This window comes from Pseudomonas sp. WS 5021 (assembly GCF_012985535.1).
GTDB lineage: Bacteria > Pseudomonadota > Gammaproteobacteria > Pseudomonadales > Pseudomonadaceae > Aquipseudomonas.
Window position 1 is genome coordinate 351,556 of sequence record NZ_JAAQWP010000003.1, and the last position, 15,933, is coordinate 367,488.

Annotated in this window: 17 protein-coding genes; 9 read left to right on the forward strand and 8 right to left on the reverse strand. The window is 62.0% G+C overall.

The features are described from left to right. Genes HBO19_RS11555 through HBO19_RS11570 form a run of 4 tightly spaced genes read right to left on the reverse strand, consistent with a single transcriptional unit; the run spans nucleotide 1 to nucleotide 2,992 of the window. Nucleotides 1–726: a DUF484 family protein gene (locus tag HBO19_RS11555; RefSeq protein WP_169955387.1), complete on the reverse strand. Its 726-nt coding sequence runs from the start codon at nucleotides 724–726 to the stop codon at nucleotides 1–3. Nucleotides 727–739: 13 nt separating this feature from the next. After that, nucleotides 740–1,570 carry a diaminopimelate epimerase gene (gene dapF, locus HBO19_RS11560; protein ID WP_169955386.1) on the reverse strand — a complete coding sequence of 277 codons (831 nt, stop codon included), beginning with the start codon at nucleotides 1,568–1,570 and terminating at the stop codon, nucleotides 740–742. Between the two features lie 3 nt (nucleotides 1,571–1,573). Next, the gene (lysA, locus tag HBO19_RS11565; RefSeq protein ID WP_170057542.1) at nucleotides 1,574–2,821 is read right to left on the reverse strand and encodes a diaminopimelate decarboxylase; all 1,248 of its coding nucleotides are present in this window, start codon (nucleotides 2,819–2,821) and stop codon (nucleotides 1,574–1,576) included. 9 nt (nucleotides 2,822–2,830) lie between these two features. Next, complete coding sequence (locus tag HBO19_RS11570) at nucleotides 2,831–2,992, reverse strand: lipoprotein (RefSeq protein WP_038444426.1); 162 nt, start codon at nucleotides 2,990–2,992, stop codon at nucleotides 2,831–2,833. 239 nt (nucleotides 2,993–3,231) lie between these two features. Here HBO19_RS11570 and cyaY point away from each other — a divergent pair, with 239 nt between their 5' ends. The 3 genes from cyaY to rnk all read left to right on the forward strand — a co-directional run bounded on the left by cyaY (nucleotide 3,232) and on the right by rnk (nucleotide 4,339). Continuing rightward, a complete protein-coding gene (gene cyaY, locus HBO19_RS11575; RefSeq protein WP_038444425.1) occupies nucleotides 3,232–3,564 on the forward strand; it encodes an iron donor protein CyaY in 333 nt (110 codons plus the stop codon). Between the two features lie 2 nt (nucleotides 3,565–3,566). Next, the gene (locus HBO19_RS11580) at nucleotides 3,567–3,785 is read left to right on the forward strand and encodes a DUF1289 domain-containing protein (RefSeq protein ID WP_169955384.1); all 219 of its coding nucleotides are present in this window, start codon (nucleotides 3,567–3,569) and stop codon (nucleotides 3,783–3,785) included. 143 nt (nucleotides 3,786–3,928) lie between these two features. Beyond that, nucleotides 3,929–4,339, forward strand: a complete 411-nt coding sequence (gene rnk / locus HBO19_RS11585; RefSeq protein WP_169955383.1) for a nucleoside diphosphate kinase regulator — start codon at nucleotides 3,929–3,931, stop codon at nucleotides 4,337–4,339. On the opposite strand, the gene HBO19_RS11590 is transcribed toward rnk, so the two are convergent. From HBO19_RS11590 to HBO19_RS11600, 3 genes are all read right to left on the reverse strand, one after another. Then, nucleotides 4,336–7,176: a class I adenylate cyclase gene (locus HBO19_RS11590; protein ID WP_170057543.1), complete on the reverse strand. Its 2,841-nt coding sequence runs from the start codon at nucleotides 7,174–7,176 to the stop codon at nucleotides 4,336–4,338. The two genes, rnk and HBO19_RS11590, sit on opposite strands and share 4 nt — an antisense overlap. A 168-nt stretch (nucleotides 7,177–7,344) precedes the next feature. Then, nucleotides 7,345–7,599, reverse strand: coding sequence for a TIGR02647 family protein (locus HBO19_RS11595; protein ID WP_169955381.1), 255 nt, complete (start codon nucleotides 7,597–7,599; stop codon nucleotides 7,345–7,347). Nucleotides 7,600–7,748: 149 nt separating this feature from the next. Next, nucleotides 7,749–8,033: a hypothetical protein gene (locus HBO19_RS11600; RefSeq protein ID WP_057440482.1), complete on the reverse strand. Its 285-nt coding sequence runs from the start codon at nucleotides 8,031–8,033 to the stop codon at nucleotides 7,749–7,751. A gap of 126 nt (nucleotides 8,034–8,159) precedes the next feature. Here HBO19_RS11600 and HBO19_RS11605 point away from each other — a divergent pair, with 126 nt between their 5' ends. After that, entirely contained in the window at nucleotides 8,160–8,822 is a 663-nt protein-coding gene (locus HBO19_RS11605) for a glutathione S-transferase (protein WP_170057544.1), read from the forward strand. A 167-nt stretch (nucleotides 8,823–8,989) separates the two neighbouring features. On the opposite strand, the gene argH is transcribed toward HBO19_RS11605, so the two are convergent. Further along, nucleotides 8,990–10,384, reverse strand: a complete 1,395-nt coding sequence (argH, locus tag HBO19_RS11610; RefSeq protein ID WP_169955380.1) for an argininosuccinate lyase — start codon at nucleotides 10,382–10,384, stop codon at nucleotides 8,990–8,992. Nucleotides 10,385–10,936: 552 nt separating this feature from the next. On the opposite strand from argH, the gene HBO19_RS11615 reads away from it, so the two are divergent. The 5 genes from HBO19_RS11615 (at nucleotide 10,937) to HBO19_RS11635 (ending at nucleotide 15,905) form a co-directional block, all read left to right on the forward strand. Next, nucleotides 10,937–11,683 (forward strand): LytTR family DNA-binding domain-containing protein, encoded by a 747-nt coding sequence (locus HBO19_RS11615; protein ID WP_169955379.1) that lies wholly within the window; start codon nucleotides 10,937–10,939, stop codon nucleotides 11,681–11,683. Between the two features lie 137 nt (nucleotides 11,684–11,820). Then, nucleotides 11,821–12,762 carry a hydroxymethylbilane synthase gene (gene hemC / locus HBO19_RS11620; RefSeq protein WP_170057545.1) on the forward strand — a complete coding sequence of 314 codons (942 nt, stop codon included), beginning with the start codon at nucleotides 11,821–11,823 and terminating at the stop codon, nucleotides 12,760–12,762. After that, nucleotides 12,759–13,526, forward strand: a complete 768-nt coding sequence (locus HBO19_RS11625) for a uroporphyrinogen-III synthase (protein ID WP_170057546.1) — start codon at nucleotides 12,759–12,761, stop codon at nucleotides 13,524–13,526. Before hemC ends, HBO19_RS11625 begins: the two co-directional genes overlap by 4 nt. A 19-nt stretch (nucleotides 13,527–13,545) precedes the next feature. Then, nucleotides 13,546–14,658 carry a uroporphyrinogen-III C-methyltransferase gene (locus HBO19_RS11630; protein ID WP_169955376.1) on the forward strand — a complete coding sequence of 371 codons (1,113 nt, stop codon included), beginning with the start codon at nucleotides 13,546–13,548 and terminating at the stop codon, nucleotides 14,656–14,658. Nucleotides 14,659–14,663: 5 nt separating this feature from the next. Continuing rightward, the gene (locus HBO19_RS11635) at nucleotides 14,664–15,905 is read left to right on the forward strand and encodes a heme biosynthesis protein HemY (RefSeq protein ID WP_170042086.1); all 1,242 of its coding nucleotides are present in this window, start codon (nucleotides 14,664–14,666) and stop codon (nucleotides 15,903–15,905) included. The last annotated feature ends 28 nt before the right edge of the window (nucleotides 15,906–15,933 follow it).

Sequence of the window (15,933 nt, forward strand, 5' to 3'; positions counted from 1 at the left end):
CTAGCGCACCGCGCGCAGGGCGCTGGTGAAGCGTGGCAGGCTGCGGCTCAACACTTCGGCAATGTAGGTCAAGAACAGCGTGCCCACGGTGCTTTTGTAGTGCTGCGGATCACGGCTGGCGATGGCCAGGACACCGTGCAAGCCTTGATGGCTGAGGGCGACCACGGCAGTCGAGCCGATCTGCACGCGCTGGTCTTCGCCAAACAGGAAGTCCAGCTCATGCTCGCGCAGGGTGCCGCTGATGGTCTTGCCTTCCGACAACAGGCCGCCGATGGCGGTCTGTGCGTCGCTGCCCTTGACCCAGCGCCCGACCGGCATCGGGTTGTCACTGAACAGGATCAGGCTGACAAACGGCACCTGGAAGTCCTGGCGCAGGCTGTCTTCGACGGCAATGGTCAGGTCTTCCAGGCTGGCGGCATCCAGCAGCGCCAGGATCAGGCGGCGGGTCTTGTCGAACAGGCGGTCGTTGTCGCGGGCCACGTCCATCAACTGTGAGAGCCGATGGCGCATTTCGATATTGCGCTCGCGCAGGATCTTCATCTGCCGCTCCACCAGCGACACGGTATCGCCGCGCTGGTGAGGGATGCGCAGGGCCGGCAGCAGCTCGTCGTGTTCGACGAAGAAGTCCGGGTTAGCCTCCAGGTAAGCGGCGACGGCCGCTGCCTCCAGGCTTTCGCAAGGGGATCCTTCGGGCTGCTTGGCGGGTGCCTGGGGCTTATCGGTCATTAGCGAGTCGCTCTCATAGACGGACCTGTCCTTCGTATACACGGGATGCCGGGCCGGTCATCTTCACCGGTTGGCCTGGGCCTGCCCATTCGATGGACAGGCGTCCACCAGGCAGGTCGATCAACAGTGGCGAATCCATCCAGCCCTGGCTGATCGCCGCCACGGCGGCGGCGCAAGCACCGGTGCCACAAGCCTGGGTTTCCCCGGCGCCGCGTTCCCAGACCCGCAACTGCGCGCGGGAGCGGTCGATGACCTGCAGGAAGCCGACGTTGACCCGTGCCGGAAAACGTGGGTGATGTTCGATCTTCGGGCCCAACTCATGCACTGGCGCATTGTTGATGTCGTTGACCCGCAGCACTGCATGGGGGTTGCCCATGGACACGGCGGCCACCTCGACCACGGTACCGTCGACATCCAGCGGATAGCTCAACGCCTGGGCATCAGCCACGAACGGAATATCGGCCGGTACCAGGCGCGGGGCGCCCATGTCGACGCTGATCTGGCCGTCGCTGCGGATATCCAGCTCGATAATGCCGCTTTTGGTCTCGACGCGAATCTGCCGTTTGGCGGTCAGGCGCTTGTCCAGCACGAACCGCGCGAAGCAGCGCGCACCGTTGCCGCATTGCTCCACTTCGGAACCGTCGGAGTTGAAGATCCGGTAACGGAAATCCACCTCCGGGTTGCTCGGCGCTTCGACGAGCAGCAGTTGGTCGAAGCCGATGCCGGTATGGCGGTCGCCCCACAGTTTGGCGTGCTTGGGCAGGATATGCGCGTGCTGGCTGACCAGGTCAAGGACCATGAAGTCATTGCCCAGCCCGTGCATCTTGGTAAAACGCAGCAGCATGGCTTACTCCGGCAGCAGGCTTTCGCCAGCAAACAACTCGGCTACCGTCTCGCGGCGACGCACTTCAAACGCTTGATCACCGTCCACCAACACTTCGGCGGTACGCCCGCGGGTGTTGTAGTTGGAACTCATGACAAACCCATAGGCACCGGCCGAATGCACGGCCAGCAGATCGCCTTCTGCCAGGGCCAGTTCACGGTCCTTGGCCAGGAAGTCACTGGTTTCACAAATAGGGCCGACGATGTCATAGGTGCGTGGCACGCTGTCGCGCGGGCGCACGGCGCTGACATCCATCCAGGCCTGGTACAGCGCCGGGCGGATCAGGTCGTTCATCGCCGCATCGACGATGGCGAAATCCTTGTGTTCGGTGTGCTTGAGGTACTCGACCTGGGTCAGCAGTACGCCCGCATTGGCAACGATGTAGCGGCCCGGCTCGAATATCAGCTTCAGGTCGCGGCCTTCGGTGCGCTCGCGTACGGCCTTGACGTAGTCGGCCACCAGCGGCGGCTCTTCGTCGCGATAACGCACGCCCACGCCACCACCCAGATCAATGTGGTGCAGGTAGATGCCGCACTCGCCGAGGCGATCGATCAGCGCCAGCAGGCGGTCGAGGGCATCGAGGAACGGTGGCAGGCTGGTCAGTTGCGAGCCGATATGGCAGTCCACGCCCAGCACTTCCAGGTTCGGCAGTTGGGCGGCGCGGATGTACACGTCTTCGGCGTCGGCAATGGCGATGCCGAACTTGTTCTCTTTGAGACCGGTGGAAATGTACGGGTGCGTGCCGGCATCCACGTCCGGGTTGACGCGCAGGGAAATCGGCGCACGCACGCCCATCTCGGCGGCCACCACTTGCAGGCGCTCCAGCTCGTCGGTGGACTCGACGTTGAAGCAATGCACGCCGATTTCCAGGGCGCGGCGCATGTCTTCGCGGGTCTTGCCGACACCGGAGAACACGATTTTGTCAGCCTTGCCGCCCGCGGCCAGTACACGCTCCAGCTCGCCACGGGACACGATGTCAAAACCAGCGCCCAGGCGCGCCAGGACATTGAGTACACCCAGGTTGGAGTTGGCTTTTACTGCATAGCACACCAGGCTTGGCGTACCCTCCAGTGCATCGGCAAAGGTGCGGTATTGCGCTTCGATATGCGCTCGCGAGTACACATAGGTCGGGGTACCGAAGCGTTCGGCAATCGCGGACAGCGCCACGTCTTCCGCGAACAGCTCGCCGTCCCGGTAGTTAAAAGCGTCCATGAAATTCCCTTAGTAGGTGTCGTGCTTGTGCGCTTTGGATTGCGACGTTTGCGCCTGTTCATTCGGGTCTTTGCTGTCATCGGGCAGGTACAGCGGGCCTTTTTGACCACAGGCACTGACGAGGCAAGCGACCGCGACGAGCGCAGCAAGGGAAGAGATCAGGCGCTTCATGGCTAAATCCTTGAATATGCATTAATTGCGCCCGAGTATACCGACCACCCGCCAGCTTGCCTATGCGCCGGGACACCCGTCCGGCGGGGCTTTGCCGAGTATGTCGTGATGTGGCCTACATCCCGTCGGGATAATTCGCACGGCTGGTGGGAATGAAATCGGTATCCTTTGCAATCATCATGGCGCCTCCGTATCGTGCGGCGCTTGAGCGTGAGTAGACACTTTTTGAGGTTCCCACCATGAGTTTGACCGAAGCCCGCTTTCACGACCTGGTCGATGCGACCCAGCAAGCGCTGGAGGATATTTTCGACGAGAGTGGCCTGGACGTGGATCTGGAAAATTCTGCAGGCGTGTTGACCGTCAAGTTCGAGAACGGCAGCCAATTGATCTTCAGCCGCCAGGAGCCGCTGCGCCAGCTGTGGCTGGCCGCGCGTTCCGGAGGGTTTCACTTCGACTACGACGAAGAAGAGAAGCGCTGGTCGAACGACACCAGTGACGAGCTGTTGAGCGAAATGCTTGCACGCATCACCCTGGAACAAGCCGGCGTCGAGCTGGACTTCGACGAGATCTGATCGTGACCCAGCCCGCGCCCGTCCGCCCGCCCAAGCCGCTGTTCAGCAATGTCAGCCCGGCTGTGCCGTCACCTTGTATCAGTTTGTGTCGGCTGGATGAGCAAAAAGTCTGCCTTGGCTGCTTCCGGCATGTGGAAGACATCCGGGAATGGCGCTCCGCCGACGATCAGCGGCGCCGCGTGATCGTCGCCCAGGCCGAGCAACGCAAGGCTGGCGCCTGACCTTCAGGCCGGCCCATCTTGTTTATTTGGTGTGCTGTGGTAGTGTCCGGGTATACCTCAACTCATCGAGGTCCGTGAGAACCCCGCCGTTTATTGGCGGGGTTTTGCTTTTTTGTGCAGAAAAAAAGGAGTCTGCCGCAATCATGACTGCACCTTCCATCATCCTCACCCGTCTCGATGTGCAACGTCTTGAGCAACTGATCGACCGTATGGACGACAAACTGCCAGGCGTCATCGCCCTGCAAGCCGAACTTGACCGCGCCGAAGAGGTGGTTGGCCACGATGAAGTGCCTGCCGGTGTCGTGACCATGAACTCCAGCGTGCATTGCCGTGAGCAAAGCAGCGGCAAGGACTATCACCTGACCCTGGTCTACCCCAAGGACGCGAATGCCGACGAAGGCAAGATCTCGATCCTGGCCCCGGTGGGCAGTGCGTTGCTGGGCCTGCAAGTCGGCCAGCATATCGATTGGCCTGCTCCGGGCGGCAAGACCCTCAAGCTTGAGCTGCTGAGTGTCGAAGGCCAGCCGAAGGACGGCGGCGCATTCGCGCTCTAAACCTCATTCAAGGCCTGGTTGAGCGCCTGCTCCAACTCGGTTTTGTAGCGCAGGTACAGATTGCTTGGGCTTTGAACATCACCGAGTAGGCCGGATAGGTCCAAATCGGTGATGTAGCAACGATAGCGCTCGGTTTCCCGGCGCTGCCCGACGATCTCCTGGGCGACCACAGCAAACAGTTGGTCGCCAAACTCCAGTTCGCAAAACTCCCGCTGATTGCAGTACAGGGTAATCCCCACCTGGCCTGGCGCGCCCTTGCCGATAATCGCCTGCACGTCGTAGAACGGTTTGTTGGCCGGAGTCTGCGGCGCAGGCCGTGGCTCGACCCGACGGGTACGGCCGCCTGCCGATGGCAGCAGTTGGTAATACAGCGTCTGCACCGCCCCCAGTGGCTGCTGCGGGTCCAGCGGTGACAGCGCGTCCCGTCGATAAATGATCGATTGCAGAAAGCGCTGCAAAGGCGCGAGCAAGCTCTGCTCATCATGAAACGGCAGGCGCTGTTGCCAGAGGGCGTTGAACTCGTCGAGTACGTACAGCTCGGCGAAGCCGTCGTTGATGCGGTAGAACACCTGCACACAATCGGCCTGGCCCATGGGCAGCAGTGCTGCCAGGTCGTGGTCTTCCAGGGCCATGGCATCCAGGTGCAACGGGCTGTAGCTGGCCAGCTCCTCGCTGAGGTAGTCCACCAACGCCTGCTGGCTGGGCAATGACACGTGATTGGCTTGCCCCGGTGCCAGCTCCATGACGTGATAGTGCTGTTGTACCTGGATCAGATAGCGGTGGTTGAGCTGGCTGAGCATCAGGTTTTGCGCGGTATCGAAAATCTCTTCGACCCGCTGGGCAATGAACTGCGCACGGTTGTGACAGAAACAACGTACCCGCAGCCGCGGCAATCGATCATGCGGTAACTGATTCAGGTAATCGCGCAGGCAATCGAGCAGGGCGTGGGGCCCCTCGTAGCGGCTGACCATCACCTCGTTCCAGCTGTTGAGCGTCACCTGGTCCAGGGTCAGCACCAGGTTTTCCCTGACGCCGGCGTAACTCAGGGAGTCGGTGCGCTCGGTGGTCATCAGGATATTCAAGTCACGATGATGCTTGAGGGGGTCGACGCCGACGTTGATCAGCAACAGCACCTCCTCGGGTATCGCCGTACGCAGCAGGCGTTCTTCATCGACCGTGGCCAGGGGCAGGGCGACGGTCTGTTGCAGGCTGCCCAGCAGGTTGAACAGCTCGAATTCGCTCAAGTCGCTGGTGCCGGGGTGCAGGGCCAGGCGTGTGCTGCTGTCGATCACGCCGTTGCGATGGCACCAGGTGAGCATCTCCAGCAGGTCGCGGCTGCGTTTGATCGGCGCAAAGTGCTCCCATTCCAGGGCGGTCAGGCTGCCGTTGTACAGGCCCCAGTGAAACTGACCCGGCTCCTTGCGATTGGGCGAATGAACCAGGGTGAGGGTGTCTTCGGCCAGGTCCGGAGCAATCCCTGGGTTGATGAACTCGACCTTGCCGGCCTTGCGTTCGAAGGCCGCGTACAGGCGCCGGCCCAGCACATTGAGGTCGCGCTTGTTGATCAGGCTCACGGTCTGTTCGGTGCGGGCGAACTGGGTCAGGAAGCGATAACTGTAATTGAGCTCATTGACCAGGGCCCGGCGCTCGGACGCGACCTGGCGCACTTTCCACTGGCTGCGGCTGTCGAGCAGGGCCAGTTGCCGCTGGTCCCAGCCCCATTCATTGGCCAGGCGCTCCAGCAGTGCACGCTGCCAACCGATGGTGCGCTGGCCGCTGGTGAGCTTGCGGTTGACCTTCAGGTACAGGCTGCGCCGCACCAGTTCCAGGCGTTCGGGTTCGTTGCGGCTGCGCAGGTATTCCTCGATGCGGCGGTAGACCACGATATACGGGTCCAGCTCATCCAGATCCAACTGGTTGGCGAACACTGCGCGTTTGAAACGCAGGCTCAGGCACTGCACCTTGGGGTGTTCGCTGGCATACACCTCGGTCAGCAACAGCTTGAGCACCGACTTATAGGGTGACTCGATGCCCTTGAACAGTTGCCACAGGCCGGCGCCGATGAATTCCCCAGGTGGAATATGGGCCAGGTGCCCGAGGTCGAGGGTTTCGTCGGCGCGGATAAAACGTTTGGAAATCAGCGTGTGGGTAAATTCGGCGTAGCGCGCTTCTTCGTAGACCGGTACCAGCCACCAGATCGGCGTGCGCCCGGCCAGCCAGATGGCGGTGCGGTAGAACTCGTCGAGCAACAGATAGTGCTGGCTGGTGCCACAGTCATCTGAACTGAGCTGGGTATCGCGCCCGCCCTGTGCAAAGCGGCTCGGTTCGATCAGGAAAAAATGCGCTTCGGCGCCCATGCCCAGGGCCCAGGCTTCCAGCAGTTGGCATTTTTTGCGCAGCTCGCCCAGCTCGGCCTCGCTCAGGTCTGCGGCGTGGCACACCCACACGTCCATATCGCTCTGGTCAGCCTGGGCCAACGTGCCGAGGCTGCCCATCAGGAACAGGCCGTGGATCGGGGTGGGCGGGTTGCCGTGGCGTGGCTTGTAGGAAAACGAGCGGGTCAGGCGCTGGGCTTCGGCCAGGACCTGGGCATCCGGTTCAAAATTCGCCAAGCCGGCCGGCGTACTGCCCGAGACATAGCCCGGCAGCAGCGGGTGATTGACGTGGAAAAACAGCGGCAGCAGCGCCAGCACGCTTTGCTGGCGCGGCGTCAGGCCTTCGACGGCGCGGGCCATGCGGCCGGCATTGAGGGTCAGGAAACGCGAGCGCAGTTGGGCCAGTACCTTGCGGTCAATGCCTTCATCCAAGTCAGGGCGGATTTCATGGGTACTGGTCATGTCGAACTCAACGGCTCGCAGGGCCCGGCGTGGGCAGCCGTGTAGGAGTTTACAGACAGAATCGTAGGAGGCTTAAGGGGAATTTGTTTTTGACGTCAGAATTTTATCGTGCACACAGGAATGCCCGCGGAATCCGTGAACAGAGGATCCCGTGGGCGATACGGTGGATCAGGCGGCTTCTTTGGTGGTAGCGGTAGTCAGAATCGTCAGCAATGTTTGCGCTTGTTCTGCCGCGTCGCGGCCCAGGCTGGTCAGGTAGCCGCCATCTGGCTGGTCGATCAGTTTTTTCTCGAACAGGCGTTTGGCAGCAGCAATGGCAGTGGGAGCGGCGGTCTGATGGACTTTCAGGCCTTCCTGGATATTGCCCAGGTTAAAAAGTGCAAGGATTTCCAGTTCGGCAACCAACTCAGGGGTATACGACATAAGGACTCCAGACGTTCTAGGAATTGTCAGACGCTAGCAGCCCCTAAGGTGAACGTACTTGGGCGAACTGTCCAGTGCGATATGGGCACAGGGGAGGCAAGCCGCACTCCTGTAGGAGCCAGCTTGCCGGCGATGGCGGTTCCAGGGGCCTACTGGTTTTCCGGCGGCAGCTCTGGCAGTGCGCGCAGGGCGGTTTCATACCAGTCGGTGTTGAACGGCCGGTCTTCTTCCAGCATCGCGTCGATTTCCACGGCCAGCACATGGGCCATCAGGTTCAGGATGTCTTCGCGCTCGTAACCCACCAGGGTCAGCTTGTTGAACGTGGCCTTGGCCGCGGGCGGGTTGTCGCTTTCGATCTGGTTTTCGATCGCTTGGGTCAGGGTGGACTCGGCGAACTCTTCGTCGTCGTTGTCGATATCGGTTGGCTCGCTCATGGCTGCCTCCTGTCAGGAAAGGGCGCCAGTCTACCTCCATTCAGCCAGGTGATGCTGCTGGTCAGGCGGCGCATCACGTTCTATAACCTACCCAGCCAACCCCCTGCACGGCCTGGAGGCTTTGTGATGCTCAAGCTCTACGGATTTTCGGTCAGTAACTACTACAACATGGTCAAGCTGGCGCTCCTGGAAAAAGGCCTGCCCTTCGAGGAAGTGGCTTTTTATGCCGGGCAAACCCCTGAAGCCCTGGTGGTGAGCCCGCGCGGCAAGGTGCCGGTGCTGAAGGTCGAGAGAGGTTTTATCAACGAAACCAGCGTGATTCTCGAATACCTCGAACAGACCCAGTCGGGCCCGGCCCTGCTGCCAGGCGATGCATTCCAGCGCGCCCAAGTGTTGGCGCTGTGCCGGGAAATCGAGTTGTACATCGAACTGCCGGCCCGCGCTTGTTATGGCGAGGCGTTCTTTGGCATGACGGTACCGCAGGCGATCAAGGACAAGGCCAAGGCCGAGTTGCTGTTGGGGATTGCGTCGCTGGGCCGGCACGGCAAGTTTGCGCCGTATGTGGCGGGGGAGAGTTTTACGCTTGCCGATCTGTATTTTATGTACAGCGTGGACTTGGCGTGTGCGGTCGGTGGAAAGCTGTTTGGCCTGGATCTGCTGGCTGAGTTGCCGAAGGCCAAGGCCTTGCTGAAGAAGTTGCAAGACCTGCCCAACGCCCGGCGAGTGGCGGCGGACAAGGAGGCGGCGATGCCAGCCTTTATGGCGATGGTCGCGGCGAAGAAGTCATAAATGTGGGAGCGGGCTTGTGTGGGAGCTGGGCTTGCCCGCGATGCAGGCACCTCGGTGTGTCAGTGACACTAAGGTGATGCTATCGCCGCCAAGCCAGCTCCCACATTTTGACCGAGTTAAATTGAAGGCTCTGGTCAAAGGTGGGAGCTGGCTTGCCTGCGATGCTTTTAGCGGCTGGCGAGCAGGGCCTGGCCGCGCACCACTGCTGCCTTGACCTGGGCCGGAGCCGTGCCGCCGATATGGTTGCGGGCATTGACCGAGCCTTCCAGGGTCAGCACCGCGAACACATCCTGCTCGATCTGGTCGCTGAACTGACGTAGCTCTTGCAGGCTCATTTCCGCCAGGTCCTTGCCGGTGTCCACGCCGTACTTCACGGCATGCCCGACGATTTCATGGCAGTCACGGAACGGCAGGCCACGGCGCACCAGGTAGTCCGCCAGATCAGTGGCGGTGGAGAAACCGCGCAGCGCCGCTTCACGCATGATCGCGTGCTTGGGCTTGATCGCCGGGATCATGTCGGCAAATGCGCGCAGCGAGTCGCGCAGGGTGTCGGCGGCGTCGAACAGCGGTTCCTTGTCTTCCTGGTTGTCCTTGTTGTAGGCCAGGGGCTGGCCCTTCATCAGGGTCAGCAGGCCCATCAGTGCGCCGAATACACGGCCACTTTTACCGCGCACCAGCTCCGGCACGTCGGGGTTTTTCTTTTGCGGCATGATCGAGCTGCCGGTGCAGAAGCGGTCCGGCAGGTCGATGAACTGGAACTGTGCACTGGTCCACAACACCAGTTCTTCGGAGAAACGCGACAAGTGCATCATCGCGATGCTGGCTGCTGCACAGAACTCGATGGCGAAGTCGCGATCCGATACGCCGTCCAGGGAGTTGCCGCCCACGGCGTCGAAACCCAGCAGTTGCGCGGTGTACTCGCGGTCGATCGGGTAGGTGGTGCCGGCCAGGGCCGCGCTGCCCAGAGGCATGCGGTTGGCGCGCTTGCGGCAGTCGACCAGGCGCTCGTAGTCGCGGCTGAGCATTTCGAACCAGGCCAGCAGGTGGTGGCCAAAGGTCACGGGTTGTGCGGTCTGCAGGTGGGTGAAGCCGGGCATGATGGTGTCCGATTCACGCTCGGCCTGCTCCAGCAGACCTTTTTGCAGGCGGGTGATTTCGGCCAGGATCAGGTCGATTTCATCGCGCAGCCACAGGCGGATATCGGTGGCCACCTGGTCGTTGCGGCTGCGCCCGGTGTGCAGCTTCTTGCCAGTCACGCCGATGCGGTCGGTAAGACGCGCCTCGATATTCATGTGCACGTCTTCAAGGTCCACGCGCCAGTCGAAGGTGCCAGCCTCGATTTCGCCACGGATGGTGGTCAGGCCATCGATGATGCTGTCGCGCTCGGCATCGGTCAGCACGCCGACCTTGGCCAGCATGGTGGCGTGGGCGATCGAGCCCATGATGTCGTGGCGATAGAGGCGCTGGTCGAAATTGACGGAGGCGGTGAAGCGCGCGACGAAGGCGTCGACGGGCTCACTGAAGCGGCCGCCCCAGGACTGGTTGGTCTTGTCGGTGCTCATGGATTCGCTCGTGATCTGCTTAAAAGAGGGCATGAAAGTGTGCCGCCGATAATAACAGGGTTGTCCGTGGAGGCGTTGATACGCCGCGTCGGCATTTTTATTTGTTTGATGGGTGGCAAAGTGCCTTGCCGTTGGCCGCGTCCGGGATGAGACTGGAGGCGGGAGTGAACGCGGGGGTTTAAACCGGTCGGTTCCTGAGGTAAACAAAGGGTGTTTATTGAGACGATATTTGACGATTGAGCAATGTCGCCTTCGTGAGCGTCTACAGTTGCACTGACAGGGGTGCAGTGCACCAATGCCAGGCGATGAGGTCGAACTCCAGGCTAACCTTAAAGTAGAGGGGGTGTTCATATTGAGTATCAGCAAACCCTATGACGATGCCCTGCGGTATCGGGTTTTGGGCGGTATTGAACAGGTCCGGGTAAATATTGGTGTCGCTCTCGGGGCACTTTTTGCCGCTCACGCTAGTCTTAGCGTGGATCGCCGTGACGGAAGTCACCGCACCTGTCTACGCTATCCTTGTGCGAGACTCACGCAGGAATCCAGCGCAATATGAATGTCCTGATCGTTGATGACGAACCCCAAGCCCGCGAGCGACTGAGCCGTATGGTCAGTGAACTCGAGGGATACACTGCCCTTGAACCGAGCGCGTCCAGTGGCGACGAGGCATTGACCTTGATCGACAGCCTGAAGCCGGACGTGGTGCTCCTCGATATCCGCATGCCGGGCCTTGATGGCCTGCAGGTCGCCGCCCGCTTGAGCGAGCGCGAGTCGCCGCCGGCGCTGGTGTTATGCGCCAGCGACGAGGAGTTTTCTGCCGAGGCCCTGGAGGCCAGCGGTGTCAGCTTCCTGGCCAAGCCGGTATCAGCCGATGCCCTGCTCAAGGCCTTGAAGAAAGCCGAGCGGCCCAATCGCGTGCAACTTGCCGCCCTGACCCAGCCCGCGGCGCAAAGTGGCAACGGCCCCCGCAGCCATATCAGTGCCAGGACTCGCAAGGGTATCGAGCTGATTCCCGTGGACCAGGTGATTTATTTCATTGCCGATCACAAGTACGTGACCTTGCGTCACGAGCACGGTGAAGTGCTGCTCGATGAGCCGCTCAAGGCCCTGGAAGACGAATTTGGCGAGCGTTTCGTGCGTATCCACCGCAACGCGCTGGTGGCCCGCGAACGCATCGAGCGTCTGCAGCGCACGCCCCTGGGCCATTTCCAGCTGTTCCTCAAAGGGCTCAACGGCGACGCATTGATCGTCAGCCGGCGCCACGTCGCAGGCGTGCGCAAGATGATGCAGCAGCTTTAGCCCGAAGGCTGTAGCGACCTGCATGCCCCAATTGCGGTGCGCTGCGGCCAGGGAGGCCCCGCACTTGCTGATTCAAATCAAGGCGGTTCTGCCTGAGCTGTTATTATCTGCCGTATCTATTCAGTACGGATTGATCCATGTCCTCTCGCGAAATCCGCATCGCCACCCGTAAAAGCGCCCTGGCCTTGTGGCAGGCCGAATACGTCAAAGCCCGCCTTGAGCAAGCCCATCCTGGCCTCACGGTGACCCTGGTGCCCATGGTCAGTCGCGGCGACAAGCTGCTCGACTCGCCGCTGTCGAAAATCGGTGGCAAGGGCCTGTTCGTCAAGGAGCTGGAAACCGCTCTGCTGGAGAACGAAGCCGACATCGCCGTGCACTCGATGAAAGACGTGCCGATGGACTTTCCCGAGGGCCTGGGCCTGTATTGCATCTGCGAGCGTGAAGACCCGCGCGATGCCTTCGTGTCCAACACCTACGCCTCCCTCGATGAATTGCCGCAGGGCAGTATCGTCGGCACCTCCAGCCTGCGTCGCCAGGCCCAGTTGCTGACCCGTCGCCCGGACCTGCAGATCCGCTTCCTGCGGGGCAACGTCAATACCCGCCTGGCCAAGCTGGATGCCGGCGAGTACGACGCGATCATCCTGGCGGCGGCTGGCCTGATTCGCCTGGGCTTTGAAGACCGCATCACCTCGGCCATCAGTGTCGAGGACAGCCTGCCGGCCGGTGGCCAGGGAGCAGTCGGTATCGAATGCCGCACCGCAGACCGGGAAATCCAGGCGCTGCTCAAGCCTCTGGATCACCACGACACTGAGGTTCGTGTCACCGCCGAACGCGCCCTGAACAAACACCTCAATGGTGGCTGCCAGGTGCCGATTGCCTGCTACGCGGTACTTGAGGGTGAGAACCTGTGGCTGCGCGGCCTGGTGGGCGACCCTGACGGTGGTTTGCTGCTCACCGCGCAAATCCGCGGGCCACAAGCCGAAGCCGCGAGCCTGGGCGTGCAGGTAGCCGAAGAGCTCCTGGCAAAAGGCGCCGGCGCCATTCTGCAAAAAGTCTATGGCGAGGCCGGTCCGCAGTGACCGGCTGGCGTGTGCTGCTGACGCGGCCTGCCGAGGATTCGGCAGCCTTGGCGGCCTCGTTGTCCGAAGCCGGTATCTTCAGCAGCAGCCTGCCGTTGCTGGAAACCCAGCCCTTGCCCATCACTGCTGAACACCGGGCGGTTTTTCAGGGCCTGGATCGCTATTGTGCGGTGATCGTCGTGAGCAAGCCGGCCGCACGCCGGGCGTTGCACTTGCTTGATCAATACGCGCCAGCAGTGCCGGCCTTGCCGTGGTTCAGCGTTGGTGCGGCAACGGCCCAGGTCCTGGCTGAGCATGGCCTTAACGTGAGCTACCCCGAGCTTGGGGATGACAGTGAGGCCTTGCTTGCATTGCCCAGGTTGCGCGAGGCTGTCGCTGTTGACCATGCGCGGGTATTGATCCTGCGCGGGCAGGGTGGGCGAGAGCTGCTGGCTGAGCGTTTGCGCGGCCAAGGTGCTAGTGTCGATTATCTGGAGTTGTATCGTCGGTTTCTGCCGGCCTACGACCCGGATGTGCTCGCCCAACGCATTGCAGTGGAACGCTTGAACGGCCTGGTGGTCAGCAGTGGGCAGGGTTTTTTGCATCTGCAAGGCCTCGCCGGTGCCCATTGGCCACGCGTGGCCCAGTTGCCGTTGTTCGTGCCCAGCCCACGAGTCGCCGAAATGGCGCGGGCGGCGGGCGCGGAAAAAGTTGTGGATTGCCGTGGTGCCAGTGCCGCGGCTTTGCTAGTGGCGTTACGGAGCCAGCCCGTTCCCACTCTCTAATAACGCAAAGGATGGACACGTGAGCGAAACAGCCTTGCCTAAAGATGAAGCTCAGCCCGCGCTCGATGCGCCTGTTGAGACCCCGATCACTGCGCCTCGCCGTGGCAATGGCCTGGCGATCCTCGCTCTGCTGCTTGGTGCCGCCGGTGTTGCGGCTGGCGGCTGGGGGCTCTGGCAGGTCCGGGCCCTGCAAGCGAGCAGCCAGCAACAGTTGGGGCAGGTGCGCACCCTGGATGAACAATCCCAGGGCATCGCGCAGGCGCAACAGCAGTTGGCCGCACGCCTGGCACAATTGCCCGGTGCTGATGAGCTGGAAGAACGCCGCCGGTTGGTCGCGCAATTACAGGGCGACCAGCAGCGCCTGAACCAGCGTCTGGAAACCGTGCTGGGTGCCAGCCGCAAGGACTGGCGCCTGGCCGAGGCCGAGCATCTGCTGCGCCTGGCCAGCCTGCGTTTGTCCGCGTTGCAGGACATCAACAGTGCCCAGGCGTTGGTGCAGGGCGCCGATGAGATCCTGCGCGAGCAGAGCGATCCGGGTTCGTACGCCGCCCGTGAGCAATTGGCCAAGAGCTTGGCGGCATTGCGCAGTGTCGAGCAGCCGGATCGTACCGGGCTGTACCTGCAACTGGCGGCGCTGCGTGACCAGGTGGTGCAACTGGCGGCCGTGTCCCCGGAATATCAGCTGCAAGAAAGCCCGCAAGGCCTTGCGACTACCGACACTGACAATCGCTGGAGCCAATGGTGGGAGCAGATTTCCCGCTACTTCCGTATCGACTTCAATCCCGACGATAACATCCGCCCATTGCTGGCAGGCCAAGGCCTGAACCAGGTGCGCCTGGCCCTGAGCCTGGCGCTGGAGCAGGCGCAATGGGCCGCACTCAATGGCGAACCGGCGGTATACGCCCGGGCGCTGGGCGAGGCGCGCAGCGTGTTGCAGGGCAACTTCAACCAGGACAATCCGCAAAGCCAGGCCATGCTGGCGCGTATCACCGAGCTTGAGCCCAAGGCCGTCTCGGTGGTGACCCCGGACCTCGCCGCGAGTTTGTCTGCGGTGCAGGCTTACCTTGAACGCCGCCACCTGTCTGCCGATGAAGCCAAGGCTTCAGCCGGTAAGCCGGCGACCCAGGAGTAAAGCCGATGAAGCGTTTCTATGTGATCCTGGTGCTGGCGATTGCTCTCGCCCTGGCGCTGGCGGTGGGCATCTCGAAACACACCGGCTATGTGCTGATCAGCTACCCCCATGTGCTGCATTATGAGTCCGGCCTGTGGTCGACCCTGGTGGCGGTGTTTGTCGTCGGCCTGGCGATCTATCTGCTGCGGGTACTGCTGGGCCTGGTGACGACTTCCGGTGGCGTGGTCAACCCGTGGTCGCGGCGCAATCGCAGTCGACGGGTGCAAGTCGCTATTGAACAAGGGCAGATGGACCTGGCGGAAGGCCGCTGGGCCAGTGCCGAGCGGCACCTGCACCGCGCGGCGGAAGCCGAACGCCAGCCATTGCTGTATTACCTTGGCGCAGCCCGGGCGGCCAACGAGCAGGGGCGTTATGAAGAGTCCGACAGCCTGCTGGAACGAGCCCTGGAGCGTCAGCCCCAGGCCGAACTCGCCATCGCCTTGAGCCACGCGCAGTTGCAGATGGACCGTGGCGACACGGATGCGGCCCTCGTGACGCTGCAGGCCATGCATGAGCGCCATCCGCACAACGCCCAGGTCTTGCGCCAGCTCCAGCGCCTGCACCAGCAGCGCGGTGACTGGTCCTCGGTGATCCGGCTGTTACCGGAGCTGCGCAAGGACAAAGTGCTGCCCGCCCCCGAGCTGGCGGATCTGGAGCGCCGGGCCTGGGGTGAAAACCTGAGCCTGGCGGTACAGCGTGAAGAACAAGGCGAGGCGGGTCTGCAGTCCCTTGAACGGGCCTGGCAACAATTGACCTCGGCCCAGCGCCAGGAGCCCCAGTTGGTGTTGGCCTATGCCGAGCAATTGCGCCAATTGGGCGCCGATGCCAAGGCCGAAGAGGCGTTGCGTGTTGCGCTCAAGCGTGGTTACGACAGTCACTTGATCAGGTTGTATGGCCTGCTGCGCGGTAGCGACCCGGCACGCCAGCTGAAATTCGCCGAAGGTTGGCTCAAGGACCATCCGGGGGACGCCAGCCTGTTGCTGACGCTGGGCCGGCTCTGCCTGCAAAACAGTCTTTGGGGCAAGGCGCGGGACTATCTGGAAAGCAGCCTGCAAGTGCAGCGCAACCCCGAGGCCTGCGCCGAATTGGCGCGATTGCTGGCGCAGTTGGGTGACACCGAGCGCAGTAATCAACTGTTCCAGGAAGGCCTGGGGTTGTTGGATAGTCGCCTGCTGGCTTCGCCGCTACCGGTGCCTGCACGGGTTTAACGTAGGATGTTTTGAAGGGTTGGCTCGG